The sequence below is a fragment of the Microcoleus sp. OTE_8_concoct_300 genome, from assembly GCF_031383065.1.
Classification (GTDB): Bacteria; Cyanobacteriota; Cyanobacteriia; order Cyanobacteriales; family Microcoleaceae; genus Microcoleus.
Genome location: NZ_JANMZH010000612.1, coordinates 1 through 19,071, shown reverse-complemented (window position 1 = coordinate 19,071; position 19,071 = coordinate 1). Strand labels below are relative to the sequence as shown.

The 19,071-nt window shown below is 45.6% G+C and carries 12 protein-coding genes and 1 pseudogene; 6 read left to right on the top strand and 7 right to left on the bottom strand.

What is annotated here, in order from left to right:
* The first annotated feature begins 48 nt into the window (after positions 1-48).
* Positions 49-5,469, top strand: a complete 5,421-nt coding sequence (locus ACUVJL_RS28170) for a trifunctional serine/threonine-protein kinase/ATP-binding protein/sensor histidine kinase (protein ID WP_445248866.1) — start codon at positions 49-51, stop codon at positions 5,467-5,469.
* 421 nt (positions 5,470-5,890) lie between these two features.
* On the opposite strand, the gene ACUVJL_RS28165 is transcribed toward ACUVJL_RS28170, so the two are convergent.
* A complete protein-coding gene (locus ACUVJL_RS28165; RefSeq protein WP_445248865.1) occupies positions 5,891-8,107 on the bottom strand; it encodes a PAS domain S-box protein in 2,217 nt (738 codons plus the stop codon).
* Between the two features lie 413 nt (positions 8,108-8,520).
* A complete protein-coding gene (locus tag ACUVJL_RS28160) occupies positions 8,521-9,999 on the bottom strand; it encodes a leucyl aminopeptidase (protein ID WP_445248864.1) in 1,479 nt (492 codons plus the stop codon).
* A 338-nt stretch (positions 10,000-10,337) separates the two neighbouring features.
* Between ACUVJL_RS28160 and ACUVJL_RS28155 the strand changes: the two genes are divergently transcribed.
* Positions 10,338-12,536, top strand: a complete 2,199-nt coding sequence (locus ACUVJL_RS28155; RefSeq protein WP_445248863.1) for a transglycosylase SLT domain-containing protein — start codon at positions 10,338-10,340, stop codon at positions 12,534-12,536.
* 188 nt (positions 12,537-12,724) lie between these two features.
* Here the strand turns inward: ACUVJL_RS28155 and ACUVJL_RS28150 are convergent, their stop codons facing one another.
* The gene (locus tag ACUVJL_RS28150; RefSeq protein ID WP_333134299.1) at positions 12,725-13,222 is read right to left on the bottom strand and encodes a pentapeptide repeat-containing protein; all 498 of its coding nucleotides are present in this window, start codon (positions 13,220-13,222) and stop codon (positions 12,725-12,727) included.
* A gap of 109 nt (positions 13,223-13,331) precedes the next feature.
* On the opposite strand from ACUVJL_RS28150, the gene ACUVJL_RS28145 reads away from it, so the two are divergent.
* Entirely contained in the window at positions 13,332-13,700 is a 369-nt protein-coding gene (locus ACUVJL_RS28145) for a phage holin family protein (RefSeq protein ID WP_445248862.1), read from the top strand.
* 7 nt (positions 13,701-13,707) lie between these two features.
* Here ACUVJL_RS28145 and ACUVJL_RS28140 read toward each other — a convergent pair whose 3' ends face one another.
* Entirely contained in the window at positions 13,708-14,505 is a 798-nt protein-coding gene (locus ACUVJL_RS28140) for a cobalamin biosynthesis protein (RefSeq protein WP_445248861.1), read from the bottom strand.
* A gap of 119 nt (positions 14,506-14,624) precedes the next feature.
* Here ACUVJL_RS28140 and ACUVJL_RS28135 point away from each other — a divergent pair, with 119 nt between their 5' ends.
* Entirely contained in the window at positions 14,625-14,987 is a 363-nt protein-coding gene (locus tag ACUVJL_RS28135) for a hypothetical protein (RefSeq protein WP_445248860.1), read from the top strand.
* Between the two features lie 8 nt (positions 14,988-14,995).
* On the opposite strand, the gene ACUVJL_RS28130 is transcribed toward ACUVJL_RS28135, so the two are convergent.
* Both ACUVJL_RS28130 and ACUVJL_RS28125 read right to left on the bottom strand, forming a co-directional pair.
* Positions 14,996-15,517, bottom strand: coding sequence for a GNAT family N-acetyltransferase (locus ACUVJL_RS28130; protein ID WP_445248859.1), 522 nt, complete (start codon positions 15,515-15,517; stop codon positions 14,996-14,998).
* 24 nt (positions 15,518-15,541) lie between these two features.
* Positions 15,542-15,766 (bottom strand): annotated as a pseudogene (locus ACUVJL_RS28125) (TetR/AcrR family transcriptional regulator); the annotation flags it as partial.
* Between the two features lie 75 nt (positions 15,767-15,841).
* Between ACUVJL_RS28125 and ACUVJL_RS28120 the strand changes: the two are divergent.
* The gene (locus ACUVJL_RS28120; protein ID WP_445248858.1) at positions 15,842-16,204 is read left to right on the top strand and encodes a hypothetical protein; all 363 of its coding nucleotides are present in this window, start codon (positions 15,842-15,844) and stop codon (positions 16,202-16,204) included.
* A gap of 118 nt (positions 16,205-16,322) precedes the next feature.
* On the opposite strand, the gene ACUVJL_RS28115 is transcribed toward ACUVJL_RS28120, so the two are convergent.
* Positions 16,323-16,940 carry a TetR/AcrR family transcriptional regulator gene (locus ACUVJL_RS28115; RefSeq protein ID WP_445248857.1) on the bottom strand — a complete coding sequence of 206 codons (618 nt, stop codon included), beginning with the start codon at positions 16,938-16,940 and terminating at the stop codon, positions 16,323-16,325.
* 408 nt (positions 16,941-17,348) lie between these two features.
* Between ACUVJL_RS28115 and ACUVJL_RS28110 the strand changes: the two genes are divergently transcribed.
* Positions 17,349-18,944 (top strand): M16 family metallopeptidase, encoded by a 1,596-nt coding sequence (locus ACUVJL_RS28110; protein ID WP_445248856.1) that lies wholly within the window; start codon positions 17,349-17,351, stop codon positions 18,942-18,944.
* The last annotated feature ends 127 nt before the right edge of the window (positions 18,945-19,071 follow it).

The window sequence follows — 19,071 nt, the reverse complement described above, 5'->3', positions numbered from 1 at the left end:
AGTGTATAGTTAGTTACAATAGTCAATGTCTGAGATGGAGTAATCCAGATGAGTACAGCAGTGGATTTAAGGCACCGAATTTCGGGATACGATCTGGTTGAGGAACTATACTGCGGTTCGAGAACCCTAGTTTATCGAGCTATCCGAGAAATAGACCAGATTCCGGTTGTCATTAAACTACTGAATCGAGACTATCCCAGTTTTAGCGAATTGCTGCAATTCCGCAACCAGTACACCATCACCAAGAATCTACACCTGCCGGGAGTCGTTGAAGCCTACACTCTAGAATTCTACCGCAACAGTTACGCCCTAGTGATGGAGGATTTTGGCGGCATTTCTCTGCGCGACTACGCCCAAGAGCGATCGCTGACTCTGGTAGAAATCTTGGAAATTGCCATTCAAATAACTGACATTCTTAATGCACTCTATGAGCATCGAGTTATTCACAAAGATATTAAGCCAGCTAACGTCCTGATTCATCCCCAAACTAAAGAAGTAAAACTAATTGACTTTAGCATCGCCTCCCTACTTCCGAGAGAAACTCAAGAAATTCAAAATCCTAACGTTTTAGAAGGAACCCTCGCCTATATTTCTCCCGAACAAACCGGACGAATGAACCGAGGTATAGACTACCGCACTGACTTTTATTCTCTGGGAGCCACATTTTACGAACTGCTGACCGGAAAACTGCCATTTGAATGTGACGACCCGATGGAGTTGATTCACTGCCATATTGCCAAACAACCTCCTTCAATAAACAGCAAAGAAATCCCGCAGGTGGTTTCGGATATTGTGATGAAGCTGATGGCAAAAAATGCCGAACAGCGCTATCAAAGTGCCTTGGGATTGAAACATGACTTAGAACGGTGTTTGCAGCAGTGCCAAGAAACTGGAAACATTGAAACTTTTGAGTTAGGAACGCGGGATGTATGCGATCGCTTCCTAATTCCTGAAAAGCTTTATGGTCGAGAAACTGAAGTATCTTCCCTACTATCGGCATTCGAGCGTGTGAGTGCTGGAAGCGCCGAAATGATGCTAGTAGCTGGCTTCTCCGGAATTGGCAAAACCGCTGTCGTCAACGAAGTTCACAAGCCCATAGTGGGAGCCAGAGGCTACTTCATCAAAGGCAAGTACGACCAATTTCAACGAAACCTTCCCTTCAGCGCTTTTGTCCAAGCTTTTCGAGACTTGATGGGGCAATTATTGAGCGAGTCCGATGCTGAAATTGAGCAGTGGAAGATTAAAATGCTGGCAGCATTGGGTGACAGCGGTCAAGTAATTGTTGAGGTGATTCCCGAACTAGAGAGGATTATCGGAAAGCAACCTCCCGCCCTAGAACTGACTGGTAGTGCAGCCCAAAATCTCTTCAATCGGTTATTTGAGAACTTCATTCAAGTCTTTACAACTCAAGAACACCCCCTTGTCATCTTCTTGGACGATTTGCAATGGGCTGACTCAGCATCGTTGAAATTGATTCAACTTCTGACAAGCGATCGCGATCGCCACTATCTCTTTTTAATCGGAGCTTATCGAGATAACGAAGTCAGTCCATTACACCCTTTGATGCTGACCTTATCCGAAATTCAAAAAACCGGAGCAACGGTAAACACAATTACCTTAGAGCCACTCGATTGCTGGGATTTAAATTATTTAATTGCCGACACCCTAGCTTGTTCTACAGAGTTGGCTATCCCCCTGACCGAAATAGTTTATCAGAAAACCAAAGGTAATCCATTTTTTAGCACGCAATTTCTTAAATCTTTGCATGAAGATGGTCTAATTGCATTTAATTTTAAGGCTCGGCATTGGCAGTGCGATATTGCCCAAGTCAGGACATTGGCACTGACAGATGATGTCGTGGAGTTCATGGCGCTTCAGTTGCGAAAGTTGCCTGCTTCAACGCAGAAAGTTTTGAAGTTAGCGGCCTGCATTGGCAATCAATTCGATCGGGCAACGTTGACTATTGTTGATGAAAAATCTCAATCAGAAACATCAACGGCTCTGTGGAAGGCATTGCAAGAAGGGTTGATTTTACCCTTTAGCGAGGTTTATAAATTTTATCAAGAAGGGGGGAATAGTTTATCAGTAACAAGTCGTGAGGAAGATGCCGACTGCTTATTAGTTAATAATCAACCATTAGTCAAATACAAGTTTTTACACGATCGCGTACAACAGGCTGCCTATTCTCTGATTCCAGAAGACCAAAAACGCTCGACTCACTTAAAAATAGGTCAACTATTGCTAAGGAATACCTCCGCAGCCGAGCGGGAAGAAAGAATTTTTGAAATTATTAACCATTTGAATATCGGGACTAAACTGATTAGCGATCGCGCGCAGCGGCAAGAATTTGCTCAGTTAAATCTGGTAGCTGGACGAAAAGCAAAAACCGCAACAGCTTATGCGACGGCGGTTGAGTGCTTCAGTAACGGAATTGACTTATTAGCAACGGATTGTTGGGATAGCCAGTACCCGCTCACCTTAAATCTGTTTGAGGAAGCAGTTGAGGTGGCATTTTTGAGCGGTGACTTTCAACAAATGGAGCAACGGACACAGATCGTATTGCAGCAAGCCCGTACCTGTCTCGATACTGTAAAAGTCTACACAGTGCGAATTCAAAGTTGCATCGCTCAGAATAATTTACCCTTAGCACAACAACACGCTCTAACTATTCTCAAGCAACTGGGAGTGGAATTTCCCGATAATCCCAGCTTAGAACAGGTTCAGCAAAGCCAGAACGAAATTAAACAGAAGTTCGCCAGCTATACTATCGAAAAATTGATTGATTTGCCAGAGATGACCGACCCGTACTATTTAGCAGCTATACGAATTTTAGGCACTGTTGTCTCGGCTTTTTATCAGTCTGGATCTAAATTATTCCCCTCGATCGTGTGCAAGCCAATAGAGCTATGTCTGGCTTACGGAAATGCTCCGGCATCTGCTTTTAGTTATGCTTGGTATGGCTTAATACAGGCAGGAGCGGGAGGCGATCTTGATATCAGCTATCAATCGGGTGAGGTAGCTTTAGGCCTGCTAGGCAATCTGAAAAACAAAGAGTTAAAAACTAAAACTTACAACCTTGTTTATGGCTATGTCCGGCATTGGAAACGCCATCCCCAAGATTCTTTGTCATTCTTGCTAGAAGCCTATCAGATTGCGCTAGAAGCAGGAGAATTAGAATATGCTGCCTATGGGCTTTACAATTATACGTCACTTTCTTTCTCTATGGGCAGAGACTTGGTGGAAATGGAGCGGGAGACAGAAACATTCGATCGCGCTATTCATCAGATTCGCCAGGAAGCCGCACTCAGTTACCTGAAAATTTTTCGACAGGCTGTTTTGAACTTGCGAGGCAAAGCTGATAATCCCTGTCACTTGGTTGGGGAGGCTTATAATGAAGACCTCATGATGCCAGAGCATCAAGCCAATAATGTACAGTATGCGATGTGCAGCGTTTATCTCAATAAGTTGATTCTCGGTTATTTGTTTGAAAACTATCAACAAGCGCTGGAAAATGCGCTCCTGGCAGAGCAATATTCGGATGTACTAACGGCAGGGCTTCAATATTCGCTAATTTATTTCTACGGGTCTCTAACTTACTTAGCGGTGTATGCCGAGGCTGATGCAAAAAAACAAGCCAGCATCCTCCAGAAAGTGGGAGCGAATCAGGGTAAGAGCAAGCGATGGGCGGAGTATGCCCCTATGAATCACTTGCATAAGTTTTATTTGGTCGAGGCAGAGCGCTATCGCGTTTTAGGACAGCAAGTTGAGGCGATAGATTTTTACGATCGCGCGATCGCAGGAGCCAAAGAAAACCAATATCTGCAAGAAGAAGCGCTAGCCAACGAATTAGCTGCCAAGTTCTACCTGGACTGGGGCAAAGAAAAAGTTGCCGCCGGCTATATGCAGGAGGCATATTACTGTTATGGCCGTTGGGGAGCTAAAGCCAAAATTGAAGACTTAGAACAACGCTATCCTCAATTACTTCAGCCTATCCTGAATCAGCCCAAACTTCGCTTTAATCCTCTAGAGACGCTGGCAAAGATTAGCCACTCTTCGCATACTTCCAGCACCAGCAGCACGAGTATTTCCGATACCCTTGATTTCGCATCTATTATGCAAGCTGCTCAAGCTTTATCCAGTAAAATTCAGATTGATGAATTGCTCGGCACCCTCAATCAAATTATTTTGAAAACTTCTGGGGCAGAAACTTGTGCTTTGCTACTCCCCCATCAAGATGAATGGCAAATCCGGGCAATAACTCACATCAATCCAGATAACCAACCACCCACAACCCTACTGCAAACCCAACCTCTGGATGGCTCGGTGGTGCTTCCGCTCAAGCTGATTTATTATGTCAAGCATACCCTAGAAACTGTCGTTATTGAAGGAGGCAAAACCGATATTCCAGGTTTAATGAATGACTGTACGATCCAGTATCAGTCTCAGAGTATGCTATGTACTCCGATTCTCGATCGCGGGAATTTAGTTGGCATACTTTATCTCGAACATCGCTCGACGAAAGGAGTGTTTACTCGCGATCGTCTCCTCGTCCTCCACTTCCTCTGCACGCAGGCTGCCATTTCCTTAGAAAATGCGCGATTGTATCAGCAAGCCCAGGACTATGCCCACCAGGTGGAACAATCACAACTGCAATTAGTGCAGAGCGAAAAAATGTCGGCGTTGGGGAATTTAGTGGCCGGGGTTGCCCATGAAATTAATAATCCAGTAGGATTTATTTCTGGTAATATTTATGAAGCGATCGCCGCCGTCAAAGATATTACAGAATACCTGCAACTCTACCAAGAAAAATTTTCGAGTCCCGGTGACGAGATTGAAGAAAAAGCTGAAGAGATGGACATTGAATATCTCTTAGAAGATTTACCAAAAATGTTGCATTCTATGCAAGTCGGGTGCGATCGCATCCAAGGTATCAGCACCAGTCTTCGCACTTTCTCCAGAGCCGACAAAGATTACAAAGTTCCTTTCAATATTCATGAGGGAATTGACAGTACGATTTTGATTCTCAAACATCGATTAAAATCCAACGAACAGCGTCCAGCTATTGAAGTAGTGAAAGAGTACGGGAACCTGCCACCAGTTGAGTGCTTCCCTGGACAATTAAATCAGGTGTTTATGAATATATTGGCAAATGCCATTGATGCACTGGAAGAATCAAATCGGGAACCGAGTTTAGAGAAGATTAAAGCCCCAGCCTGCATCACGATTCGGACAGAAAGACAGTCTAAGGAGTCGGTGACGATTCGCATTTCTGACAACGGGCCAGGGATAGCAGATGAGATAAAAGGTAATATTTTTGACCACTTATTTACAACTAAAGGTGTGGGTAAAGGCACGGGATTGGGTTTGGCGATCGCATGGCAGATTGTGGTTGAGAAACACTCTGGTATGCTAGAAGTGAACTCAACTTTAGGTGTAGGTACAGAATTTACGATTTCAATTCCATGTTGATGATTAGGGTGGTGTTTTTATACCCCCGGAGAGGGGACTAAGTTTGTGATTTAGTTGCCTATTGGCGAATTTTTAAAAGGGTAAATTCAGGTATCTCAAAGCGGGGTTGTTGATAAATCAGACCTTTATTAAAATTGTCAGGGAATTCAGCAAGTCGCGCTGTTCTTTGACAGTGAACTTAAAGCATGAAACCAAATTTTGAGTGGGTTTTCATATCAATTCCGGTTGCATTGGAATGATTAAACCGCAGAGAACGCAGAGAACGCAGAGTCAGAGAACAGAGAGATGAATACAGGACGATGAAGCGCGGATTTGATATCACTTCCTACTCCAGCAAATTCTTTTTTCTTAATACTTCTACCGCCCGCTTTATAGTGACTGATAACTTCTTCCAAAGTCTTGATACTTCCGTCGGACTAATTTATAAAGGGATCTCGATCGCAAATTCCGTACCTTCTCCTAGGGTGGAACGGCAGCTCAAGACTCCGGCGTGTTTTTCCGCGACAATTCGGTAACTGATGGCTAACCCCAAACCGGTGCCTTTTCCCATCGGTTTTGTCGTGAAAAACGGGTCAAACAATCGGCTCCTCACTTCTTCTGTCATGCCGATCGCATTATCGGCAATGCGGATGCAAATAGTATTTTCGTTCAGGGCTTCTGTGCGAATGCTAATAGTTGGTTTCCAGTCGCCGCCACCCGATCGCCTTTTTTGGTTGCAAGCATCTTCCAAGGCGTCAATACTGTTGCTAAGCAGATTCATAAATACCTGATTTAGCTGACCTGCATAACATTCAATTAAGGGCAGTTTAGCGTAATCTTTGATTACTTGGATTTCGGGATATTCGGCTCTGGCTCTCAGTTTGTTGTGCAAAATAAGGAGCGTGTTGTCTATGCCTTCGTGAATGTTTTCCGGTTTTTTTACCGAGTCGTCTAAACGCGAGAAGTTTCGCAAGCTCAGAACTATTTCGCGAATGCGATCGGCTCCCATTTTCATCGAAGAGAAGATTTTTAGCAAATCTTCTCTCAGAAATTCTAAATCGATATTTTCAATACATTCTTGAAGTTCTACCGTTGGCTGAGGATAGTATTTTTGGTAAAGTTCCACAAGCTGCAACAAGTCCCTGACATATTGGCTGGCGTAGGAAATATTTCCGTAGATAAAACTGACAGGGTTGTTGATTTCGTGAGCTACTCCAGCTAGCATTTGACCGAGACTTGACATTTTTTCGGTATGAATTAGGTGAGCTTGAGTTTCTCGGAGTTCTTTAAGAGCGATTTCTAGCTGCTGGGCTCTATTGTTGGCGATCGCCTCGGAGAGCCGCAAAGCATCCTCTGCTTCTTTGCGCTCTGTTATGTCAAAAATGGCGCCGTTGAGGGATAAAACTTCACCTGCTGCGTTGAAAAGGGCTTGACCTTTCTCTGCAACCCACCGCACATTTCCGTCGCAGTGAATCAGGCGATATTCGATCATGTAAGGTTGTTTTGTCTTAATAGCCTGATCGATAATTTTCTGGCTCGCCTCGGCGTCATCGGGATGAACTATACTAGGAAAAGCCTGCACCGGTTTAAGCATAAAGTTAGCTGCGGGATAGCCGGAAATAGCTTCTATGCCGTTGCTGATAAAAGTTACGTTCGATCGCCCAGCAGCACTGCAACGGTAAACTGCACCGGGAATGCTAGAAACTAATGACCTAAATTCTTCTTCTCTTTCTCGCAAAGCTGCCTCAATCCGCTTACGCTCGCTAATGTCACGAGCAAACGCACACTGATATTCTTTGCCGTTAAATTCCAAATAGTCGATCGTAATTTCTACCGGAAAAATTCGACCGTACTTAGTGACGTGGTGAACTTCTATATTAACCGAACCGCAGCGTTTTAAGACTTTCCAGTGCAAACTCCAAGCTGTTTCGGGAAAATCTGGATTGATGTCGTGTACGGTCATCGAGAGCAATTCTGCTGCAGAATATCCCAATGAAGAGCAAGCAGCGTCGTTGACGTACAAAAATTTACCGTCCGACCCGATCCAGAATACCGCATCTGCCGATCGGTCGATCGCAAATTGAGTCAGTTGCAACTTTTCCTCAACCCGCTGGCGATCGGCAATTTCTCTTTCTAACTGTTCGTTAAGCGTACAGAGATCTAAAGCGCGATCGACAATAGTATCTGAAGGGTAAATATCGATCGATTGTTTTGCCAATTCTCCTTTCTGGATCTCATGCTGGTGCTGATTTTCTTCTACCTGTTTTAACGAAAGTTGTTGAAAATTTTCTTTTTGCTTTAAACCAGACTCGGCAAGTGCTTTGGGAATGAGGGCGAGGGCGACTGCGGCTAAAAGCCAAGAAATCAAAGCACTTGCAGCTTTGAGAGTTACCGACAGCCAATATATGGAATGCCAAAGCGTCCAAACTTCCGTCAATTTAGCCGCGCTCCAGGCAAAAAAAACAATGGCCAACAGCCGGAAAATCTTGCTGTGAGAACCTTGGCGGGTAAAATAAACTAAACATAGCGCGATCGAGCAATAAGCCAGTGCCGTCAGCGAGTCAAAAACAGCGTACAGTCGCAACTCCGGTAGTGCGTTGCAGCAGAGTGCGGAAGATACAGCAAGTTTTGAAAAAAAAATTGTTAATTGTTCTTGCATAAAGTTCAAGAAAAAAAGTTATCTGTACCAATGCAAATCCGATCAAATATAATTATTTGATTTCTGCTAGTGAAATATTTACATAATTATATACTTTTTTCATTTTTTATGAAACAGCTATTTTTTCAGGGAATGTCAAAACTGTCTAGGTTGGGCCCTGGCAGCAAAGCTTTCGGCAAGTATGAGCGATTGCGAGCATCGCGGCTCGCAACGCTTACGTTCCTCGCAGTGAGGGAATACTACATAAATTCGCCTACTTAGGGCTTCAGAAACATTTAATTTTTTAATGATCACTATTAAGTTTTATTTTAGATTACTTAAGCTGTGAGCCTGGGGTCTTAAACCCCTGGCTCACTGATGGACTAACGGGATTTTAAGGCAGAGAAAATCTCAATTTTTGCGCTAATCGACAATTAAGCACCGCCGAGCACCCAATGCACCAAAGTCCGAACTCCAAAACCAGTAGCCCCAGGGCCATTGTAGCCATTTTCTTTGTCACTCCAAACCGTGCCGGCAATATCTAAATGTGCCCAAGGAGTATCCTTGACAAACTGCTTCAAAAATAGCGCCGCCGTAATCGAACCGCCGGGACGTGGGCCAGTGTTTTTCATATCGGCGTGCAATGCTTTCAAGCCCTCAAAATATTTTTCTTCCATCGGCATTCGCCAAAATTTTTCGCCTGCCAATTCTGAGGCGGCGACTAGGTCGGCGGCGACGCTATCTTGAGAACTCCACAAACCCGCGATATCTTCGCCCAAAGCAATTACGCAGGCACCGGTTAGAGTTGCTAAATCGACAATTGCATCAACTCCCAATTTCTCAGCAAATACCAAAGCGTCAGCCAGGGTTAAACGCCCTTCGGCGTCAGTATTGTTGACTTCAATTGTTTTGCCGTTGGAAGCTGTAAGGATGTCTCCAGGGCGCATGGCGCGGCCGCTAATCATGTTTTCAGTTACGGCGCTGATAAAGTGAACTTCCACATCTGGTTTGATGTGACCGATCGCCTTTGCCGCTCCGAAAGTAGCCGCAGCGCCGCCCATATCTACTTTCATCATTTCAATGCCGCTGCCGGCTCCTTTGATGTTCAAACCGCCAGAATCAAAGGTCAATCCTTTGCCCACAATTGCTACTTTGCGGCGCGGTGTGCCTTCGGGTTTGTAAGTGAGGTGGATGAATTTCGGCGGCAAGTCGGATGCTTTGGCAACGCCGAGAAAGGCTCCCATGCCGAGTTTTTCGCATTCTTCCTGCTCCAATATTTCTAATTCTAAACCGCATTCAGCAGCCAGACTTTGAGCGGTTTCTGCCATGGTAATCGGGGTAACAAAATTAGCCGGGGCTGCGACTAATTCCCGTGCTAAAATGACTCCGGCAGTGATTTGGCGGGCGCGGGCGATCGCACTTTCGGTACCGGCCAAACCGAGCAAATGAATTTGTTCGAGTTGGGGGCTTTTGTCTTCATGTTCCGATTTGAAACGGTTGTCTTGATTCAAGGAGAGTTCTACACCTTCGGCGATGGCGCTTGCTGTAGAATCCGGCGCGTTTTTCCACATCGGAAAGCTAATTCCGAGGGTTTTGCATTTCTCCTTTTTGGCTAACTTGGCGCAAACACCCGCAGCTTGTCGCACGGTGTCTAATTTTAATTCCTCTGTTTTGCCCAAACCGACGATCGCAATTTTGCGAATGGGATTATTCCCGCCGACGCGGGTGATGGCGCTCGTGCCTGCTTTACCCTTAAAATCTACTTCCAGTAGCAGCTCTTTCAAAGTGCCTGCAAGCTTTTCATCTAATTGTGCCAGCTCCTGCGTGAGTTCGAGGGCGTCCTCAAACAGACCAATTGCCAGGGCGTCTCCCGTCCAAGCAGAGGGGGGCGTATCGGTGACTAGAAATTCCATGTTTTGATTTACACTTTAGATTTTAGATTTTAGATTGTACTTTGTAGTGGCTGGTTTGTGGTTTTTCCTTTGTGCGGGTAAATAGATCCCTCGCACAAATTCTCCGTTCCGCATCTAAATAAATTCTGCTACTATATCAGCCAAGTCCGCCGGAGATCGGATCTCGCACCAATCTCAATAATCTGTTTTAGGCTCGGCCCAAAGAGCCAGCCCCACTCTTAACATTTATTTCTCGTTGAACAGGTATCGTGCCTGTGATGGCGTGGAACAGGCATCCTGCCTGTGATGGCTCTCTCTCAAACGATCGGTTCTCTATTGTTATTCTCTTAAATTTTCCCATGCTAAAACGACGCCGGGCCCGATTTGCTGTTTTAATCAGCGTTTCAGTTTGCGTTATGGCGATCGGCTCTTTGGTTGCTGCGATGAAATGGATGGGTTTAGGCTCGTTCCAGAAGGCTCAGCAGCCCATGGATGCAGCGAATGCCGAATCCTCCGTCAAGATGCTGGTATCGCTGTCACCGAGCGAGCGATCGGCGAAATTAGTTGAACTCGCAGCCAGTCAGTCTGCAAGTACGAACCCGCAGCAGCAAATCTCCCCTCAAAGCCGTGCCCGCTACCTGCTGGCCAGCGATTTAATCCAGCAAGGAAATGCCGCCAAAGCATTAAAGTTATTGGACAAATTAGAACAAGAATATCCGGTTTTAGCCTCTCACATTGCCCTAAAAAGGGCCCAAGCTTACCAATTGAGCGGCGACAAAGGCAAAACCCAAAAAGCTTGGGAGGAACTGCTAAAAAACTATCCGAGCGAGCCGGTAGCAGCGGAAGCTTTATATGTTTTAGGCAAGTCAAAACCGGAATATTGGCAACAGGCAGTTACTGAATTTCCCGCTCATCCCCGCAGCGTAGAAATTGCCCTCCGCAAGTTAAAAGAAAATCCCAATCAGCCGGAGTTAATGCTGCTGGTAGCAAAATACGGTCATTATGTCAAAGATTACGGTACAATTTTGGAACAACTGGTGCAGCAAAACAGCGCCGCTTTGAAACCGGAAGATTGGGAAGAAATTGCCTTCGGCTATTGGGAAAAACAAAATTACGGCAAAGGAGCTATTGCTTACGGGAAAGCTCCCCGCACCGCCAAAAATCTTTACCGCAAAGCTCGCGGTTTGTGGCTCGACGGGAAAATCCCGGAATCGAGAATTGCCTATCAAGAATTAGTGCGGGAGTTTCCCGATTCCGAAGATACTGGTTTGGGTTTAATTCGGCTGTCGCGGCTGAGCGAGCCAAAGGATGCGATGGTTTATCTCGATCGAGTTATTAGCAAATTCCCCAATTATGCCCCCGAAGCTTTGTTAGATAAATCCCAACTTCTCGACAAAGCACGCAGTGGTCAATCCGCTTCAGAAACCCGGAAGTTGCTCTTGACAAAATACAATAATTCTGATAAAGCAGGCGAATTGCGGTGGACGATCGCCCAGCAGTATGCCAAAGGCGGAGATTTAAAATCAGCTTGGGAGTGGGCGAGAGAATTAACCACCCACAATCCCGACAGCGAACAAGCTCCACAAGCAGCATTTTGGGTCGGGAAATGGGCAAAGCAACTCGGCCGCGACCAAGACGCCAAGACTGCATTTGACTACACTATCTTACGCTATCCAGAATCATATTTTGCGTGGCGATCGGCTGTACTTCTCGGCTGGCCCGTCGGCGACTTTACCACAGTCCGAGATTTGTCTCCCAACGTAGTGCGGCCCCCTCAACGCCCCGAACCAACCGCTGGTTCTCCTGCATTGAAAGAACTCTATCAATTAGGTCAAGACAGAGATGCTTGGACGCTGTGGCAAATAGAATTTATCGACCGCGTAGAACCAAGTATTGCCGAACAGTTTACCGACGGTTTAATGCGAGTTGCAGTCGGAGACAATTTAGACGGTTTGTGGATGGTTGGGAGTTTGCGGCAGCGCGACAAACCAGATGATAGAACTCAATACCTCGCTTTCAGACAGGAGCCGGCTTATTGGCAAGCACTTTATCCTTTCCCTTACTTAGAAACCATTGTCAAATGGTCGCAAGAACGCCAAATAAATCCAGTATTAGTAACAGCATTGATCCGGCAAGAATCGCGGTTTATGCCCGCCATAAAATCATCAGTTGGCGCTACTGGTTTAATGCAAGTAATGCCGGAGACAGCAGCTTGGGTTGCTGAGAAAATTAACTTCAAAAAGTATTCATTGGAGAATGTGGACGACAACGTTAAACTCGGTACGTGGTACTTAGGTCACACTCACGACGAGTACAAGAATAACTCCATGTTAGCTGTGGCGAGTTACAATGCCGGACCGAATGCAGTAGCAGATTGGTTGAAGAGGTTTAATTTTAGTGACCCGGATGCTTTTGCGGAAAAGATTCCGTTTCCTGAAACTAAAGAATACGTGAAATCGGTGTTTGAGAATTACTGGAATTATCTGCGGATTTACAATCCTGAAGTTAATCAGTTAATGAGTGAGCATTATGCGGCTTCTCAGAAAAAAGCCAAGTGAATTATTCGTGGTGTGGGGGCGGGTTTATCTAAATTGTTGGTAATCGTTATATCTTTTTGGTGGAACCCGCCCTACAAAATATGGTTTCGTAGGGGCGGGTTCCACCAACCATAATCGCCCCAAACAAACAATCTCAAAAACCCGCCCCCACCCAACAAACAATCATCAGTAATTGACCGGAGATGATATCAGCGGCAGCCCAAGGAATCGCGAGTAGAAATCCCTGTTTGGGAATTAATACCGCTGGCTTTTGTGCACAATTCTTTAACTTGTGCGCCATCCATAATTGCGTCGCTAAAGTCAGCGCCCGTGATATCAGCTCCCTCAAAAGTAGAACGCAGCAAAATCGTTTCTGCTAAAATTGCATCGCTTAAATCTGCCTTAGTAAATTTAACTTGATCTATCATTGCATTAGTTAAGTTTGCTCCGTGCAAATTCGCCTGAGTCATCACCGAAGCGCTCATAATTGCTCCCCGCAAATCGGCATTAGAAAAATTAGTCAAGTCCATATTAGCGTTAGAAAACTCAGCAGCCCGCAGCATTTGACCAGAAAAATCGCGTCTTGTCAGTTCGGCGTTGCTAAAGGACAACGGCGGAGCGTAATATTTAGATTGAGCCAGGGCTGGCCGCGGGAGGATGAAGATAGTTAGCGCCAAGAGGAATGCTGCTAGTTGCCGGAGTTTCATAAGTCTGAGATTCTCGCAAGGTGGATATTTGGTAGTGTATCCCGAACTTTGGTCGATCGACTAAACAGTTAAAATCTTAATTAATAGTGATGGAGATGAAAAAAACGATATGCTAAGTTTTTTCTTAACTTGGATAGTAGCAGCGGTTTCCCTGGTCATTACAGCTTACATTGTACCAGGTATTACGGTGGTTAGCTTTCCGGCGGCGATGCTGGCTGCTGTTGTTATCGGATTGGTGAACGCGGTTGTCAGACCGATTATTACATTGCTGACGCTGCCTTTGAGCATTCTTACTTTAGGTTTGTTTTTATTCGTTGTGAATGCAATTTCGCTTTCCCTGGCTTCGTGGTTGGCGGGTGTGTTCAGTATCGGCTTTGCAGTTAACGGTTTTTGGCCGGCTTTGTTTGGTTCCATTGTGTTGTCATTCGTTTCTGGGTTGATTGGTCGATTTGTTAATTTCGATCGCACTTTCGATTAGTAAGATATTATCCCAGATAGTCGATCGGGGAAACTGCAACGGCTACTGTTACAGAAGAACCCCCCCTAACCCCCCCTTGTAAAGGGGGGGGATTTTGACTGCGAAATATTTTTTTAGGAACTAAAAGCCTTTCACAGGCGGGTAGGATGCCCACCCCACAAGCAGATTCACTCTTTGTGGAACAGGCATCTTGCCTGTTCTCGAGAATGGTACAAGATATCAGTTCAATCGCACAAAGTGCGGCCGCTTCTGCTACGCTGGGCGTCCCGACTTGTTTTGCTGCAATATTTGAAGGATTGGGGACTTCTACGGAACTTAAAATGTCAGCAGCAAAGGTTTTTAACGGCCAGTTTCGCTCTTGACAAAGTTCCAGCAAGCCGACTTCACCTGCTTTAGTGTCTATTGTAGCAATACCTGCGATCGCACTTTCCGCTAAATGATTAGCGCGACATACATTTTGAATCGCAGTTTCGATTAATTCTCGCGCTGTGTAGCGTTCGCAACCTATCCCTATCCACAACACTCTCGGATGCCACTGAACCTTTGGCAAAGCAGATTCCGGCGAAAATCTTCTCTGCGTGAAACTAATCCAAATTCGGGCTTTGATAGTTGATAGATTTTCCCCCTCCCAAGACAATGAATGTTTTTCTGGCAGACTGTTTCGCCACAAAGTAGAACCAACTTCTTGAATAACTTCTACAGTTTCCCCTCTAGCAAGAGCCGCCGCTACTCCAGTCCAGTCCCCTTCGCCGCGCCTCCAACCGCCAGGAATATCTAGCATATCTAACGTAAATTCATCGCTCATTATTCAGTTATCTATTCTGTACTTTCACTGCGACCGCAATCTTTAAAAAAATTAACACTTTGTTTATTGAAAATTTTGGTATAATTGTAGCATAAACTACAAAACATTAAACATTTAAGATGGTAGAACTAAATCAGTTACTGTTAGAGTTTGAAAGAAACCTCAAATCCGAAGGAGTGAAAAAAGAATGGAAAGAGCGCCGGGAAAGTTGGGTTAGCGATGTGGCAGCATCAGTTAACCTGAGATATTTAGCCGAATTGCTCGTTGAATTGGAATCAAACTTGCAGGGGGAATCAGTGGATATTCAGTGGAAAGGGCGCCGGGAAAGTTGGATAGAAGAATGTCTGGGAGCATCAATTGTTCAAGAAGTATCAAGTTTATTGCGGGAACTAGAAACCAATACAAATTCGGAAGCTATGGCTGATGAATGGCAGCAGAATCGCGAGAAGTGGGTACAGCAAATGCACGAGTACCAAGAGTAATAATTTACTCAATCAAAATCAACTTTCATGGTGAATGATGTCCCTCCAGTACGGTTGATTGTCTCGCTTCCCTCAATTACTTTAAAGCCCGATCGCTCGTACAAGCTCAGGGCCCGATTTGAGCTTCTGACACTCAGGGATACTGATCGATAAGAGACTTTTGCGGATGACAACAAACGAGCCAGCAACTGCGTTCCTACACCCTGATTCCTATATTCTGGAAGAACGGCGATCGCCAATTCCGGGGTAGTATCGGCAACCCAGCCAAACCCCTTGTCATCCTCTGTAAACAAACGCAGCCAGGCGGCTCCTAGTGGCTGGCTGCCGTTCAATTCGATTGCTGCGAAGCCCAGATCGTTTGCACGTCCCCAATTCAGGACATATTTCGCAATTAAAGGATGATTCACAACAGCTTGCACCGTTGATTCACCTTCTGCTGCCATGTGCGCCGCTTCATACAGCATTTGCCACAAAAAAGGCTCGTCTTTCTGCGTTAGCGGCCGAATATAATAGTCCAAAATTTTGCCCATAATAACTTTTCCCTGTTGCCCTAATTATTCATCTTTTTGCCAAACCCCATTCAGAAAAATATCTGCGAGTCCTTCAGCCATTTCCTGCAGTTGCTGCACAGAGGCATTCGGCTCCCTAATCGTATTTTGACTGAAATCCGCGACTGCAAACATTCCCAAAAATACCTCAGCGACAATCTTAGGATTCATCTTTCGATAAACTCCTTTTTCCATCGCCGTTTCAAAAAAAGCCTCAGCCACATCGCTCATTATAAAGAACCAACAGTCTTAATCAATAAAAATTGTATGATTATAGCACCAACTGCAAACCAGACAAAATTTAATATGGTAGAACTAAACCAATTACTGTTAGAGTTTGAAGCCCACCTAAACGGGGACGCAGTGACGGAAGAATGGAAAGAACCTCGCGACAGTTGGATGAGGGAGGTGTCAGCAGCAATTGACGAAAAACAGCTAGCAAAATTGCTAGTTGAATTAGAAGCAAATTTTCAGCAGCAAGCGGTACAAAGTTACTGGAAAATGATCCGGCAAGGTTGGGTGGAAGAATGTCACATAGCATCGACCCTTGAAGAAGTATCAAGTCTATTGCTGGAACTTGAAAGCAATACAACTTGGGAAGTAATGACGGATGAATGGCCGCAAAATCGGGAGAAGTGGGTGCAAAAAATGTACCAGTTTATAGAGTAATTGGTGATTGGTGATTGTGATTAGTTATTGGTTATTGGTTATTATAACCACTAACCAATAACGAACAAATAACCACCCACAAATGACTAATGACCAATAACTAATGACTAATGACTAATTATTCATCTTTGACTAAAACCCCATTCAGAAAAATATCCGCGAGTCCTTCAGCCATTTCCTGCATTTGCTGCACAGAAGCATTCGGCTCCATAATCGTATTTTGACTGAAGCCTGCGACTGCAAACATTCCCAAAAATACCTGAGCGACAATCTTCGGATTCATCTTCCGATAAACTCCTTTTTCCATCGCCGTTTCAAAAAAAGCCTCAGCCACATCGCTCATTTTTCCGATGACTTCCAACTGAATTCTGTCGCGCAAATCCGGGTGAAATTGCGCCTCCAAAAAACACACCCGCATCATGTCGCTATTCTCGCGGATATTCAGCATCCGCCGCCGCATCACCTGAGCCACTGCTTTGTAACTGCCCATCTCGCTTAATTCTGTCAGCAAATCCGTCAGCAACTCCACCCATCCTTCCGTCGCCACCTGAATCAAAATCGCTTTTTTATTATCAAAATGCCGAAATAGGGTACCCTCGGCCACCCCCGCCGCCGCTGCTAAATCGCGAGTTGTCGTGCCGTCGTATCCGCTGCGGGCAAACAACCGCTGAGCGGCTTGTAAAATCCGCTTCTTGGTTTCTGTTTCAGAAGGAGGAGACTGATTAAAAATTCGCATGGCTTTGGAATCGGTAATTTGCGACTTGGAACTACGGGTTCGGGACTGAAGGGCTAAATAATGTTAAGTTTTAAGTTGTGCGCGGCTTTGATCCCAAACTTAAAACTCCTCGCCGGGCTCCAGACCCTTTTTGAGATTTGCTGTATCAGCGTAACATCTGGGGCGCAACAGATCGCTTATGCCTCTAAAAATCTTTATCCTGAGAAAAGAATCTCTGGCCGCCGAGCACAAACATTTTTTGGGAGCATCTCAATGAAAGCAGTCAAGCTAGAAATTGGAGTTAGGAGCCAGGAGCTAGGAGCCAGGAGGAAAGAGGAAGAAGGAAGGAGCCAGAAGAAGTGTTTTTACAAATATGAGATGCTCCCCATTTTTTTGTTTGACAGTCCAAAATCTAAAATCTAAAATCGAATGACCCCGCAGTTCCAAAAACCCCGTGAAGCGAAGCTATCCCCTAGGGAATCGCCCGTGAGCCAAACTCGATTCATCGCCTCCCTGCTGGCCGCTGTACTGCTGTGGTGGGGAATTTCCCCCGAAATCGCCCTCGCCCGCTTCAACCCCGCTAGCGGCTCCCAAGCAGTCTCTGTTCAACCGTCGCTCGATCGAGTAATCAGCCAAGTCACCGAATTTAAGCTCGACAACGGCATGACATTCATCGTGCTCGAAAGGCCCAGAGCGCCCGTAGCATCGTTTCTGATTCACGCCGATGTCGGCGGCGCAAACGAACCCGACGGCCAAACAGGTGTCGCTCACTATCTCGAACATTTAGCCTTTAAAGGCACGCCAAAAATCGGCACTACCGACTACAAAGCCGAAAAGCCGCTGCTAGAAAAACAAGACCAACTCTTCGAGCAAATGCAAGCAGCGAAGGCTAGCGGCAAAACTGAAGAAGCCGCCAAGTTAAAAGCAGAATTTGACAAAGTTGAAGCCGAAGCTTCGCAATTTGTCAAGCGCAACGAACTCGGCAAAATAGTCGAACAAGCCGGCGGAGTCGGACTAAATGCGGCTACTTCTACCGATGCCACAATGTATTTTTACAGCCTGCCAGCTAATAAGTTAGAACTGTGGATGTCGCTGGAATCCGAGCGATTTCTAGAACCGGTATTTCGGGAATTTTACAAAGAAAAACAGGTAATTTTAGAAGAGCGCAGGCTGCGAACCGAGAATTCTCCGATCGGACAAATGGTTGAAGTTTTTGCCGACAAAGCTTTCTCTGTTCATCCCTACCGCCGCCCCGTAATTGGCTACACTGAAGACATTAAAAACCTCAGCCGCAGCGACGTGCAGAAGTTTTTCGAGACTCACTACGTCCCCAGCAAGCTGACTGTTGCGGTGGTAGGAGACGTGAAAGCTTCGGAGGTAAAGCGACTGGCTCAAATTTATTTCGGCCGTTACAAGGCTTCACCAGCCCCTCCAGAATTGCAGATTGTCGAACCTCCCCAAACGCAAACTAAGGAAGTGACGCTGAAATTAAACACTCAACCTTGGTATTTGGAAGGATACCATCGGCCGGCGATGAATCATCCCGACAATGCGATTTATGAAATGATTGGTTCTTTGCTCAGCGATGGCCGCACTTCTCGGCTTTACAAATCTTTGGTAGAACAGCAGCAATTGGCGCTGGCTGCTCAAGGTTTCAGCGGTTATCCGGGGGATAAGTATCCGAATTTGATGTTATTTTACGCTCAAACTGCTCCGGGCCGCACGGTTGATGAGGTGGCGGCAGCTTTGAACAAGGAAATCGAGCGCCTGAAAACTGAGCCGGTTTCTGCTTTGGAATTGGATCGGGTGAAAACTCAGGCGAGAGCTGATTTGTTGCGATCGCTCAATTCTAATATGGGCATGGCATTTTCGCTGCTGGACTATCAAGTGAAAACTGGTTCGTGGCGAAATTTGTTCAAGGAATTGGATGCGATCGCGGCTGTTGCTCCCGCTGACATTCAGCGTGTCGCTCAGGCAACTTTCCGCCCGGATAATCGCACGATTGGTAAGCTTTTGCCACTGTAAGAAGAAGGAAGTTCGGCAACGGATTATGTAACGGATGTAACGGATGTCAGTCTGATGTCCGTCGGAAGAAGGAAGTTCGGCAACGGATTATGTAACGGATGTAACGGATGTCAGTCTGATGTCCGTC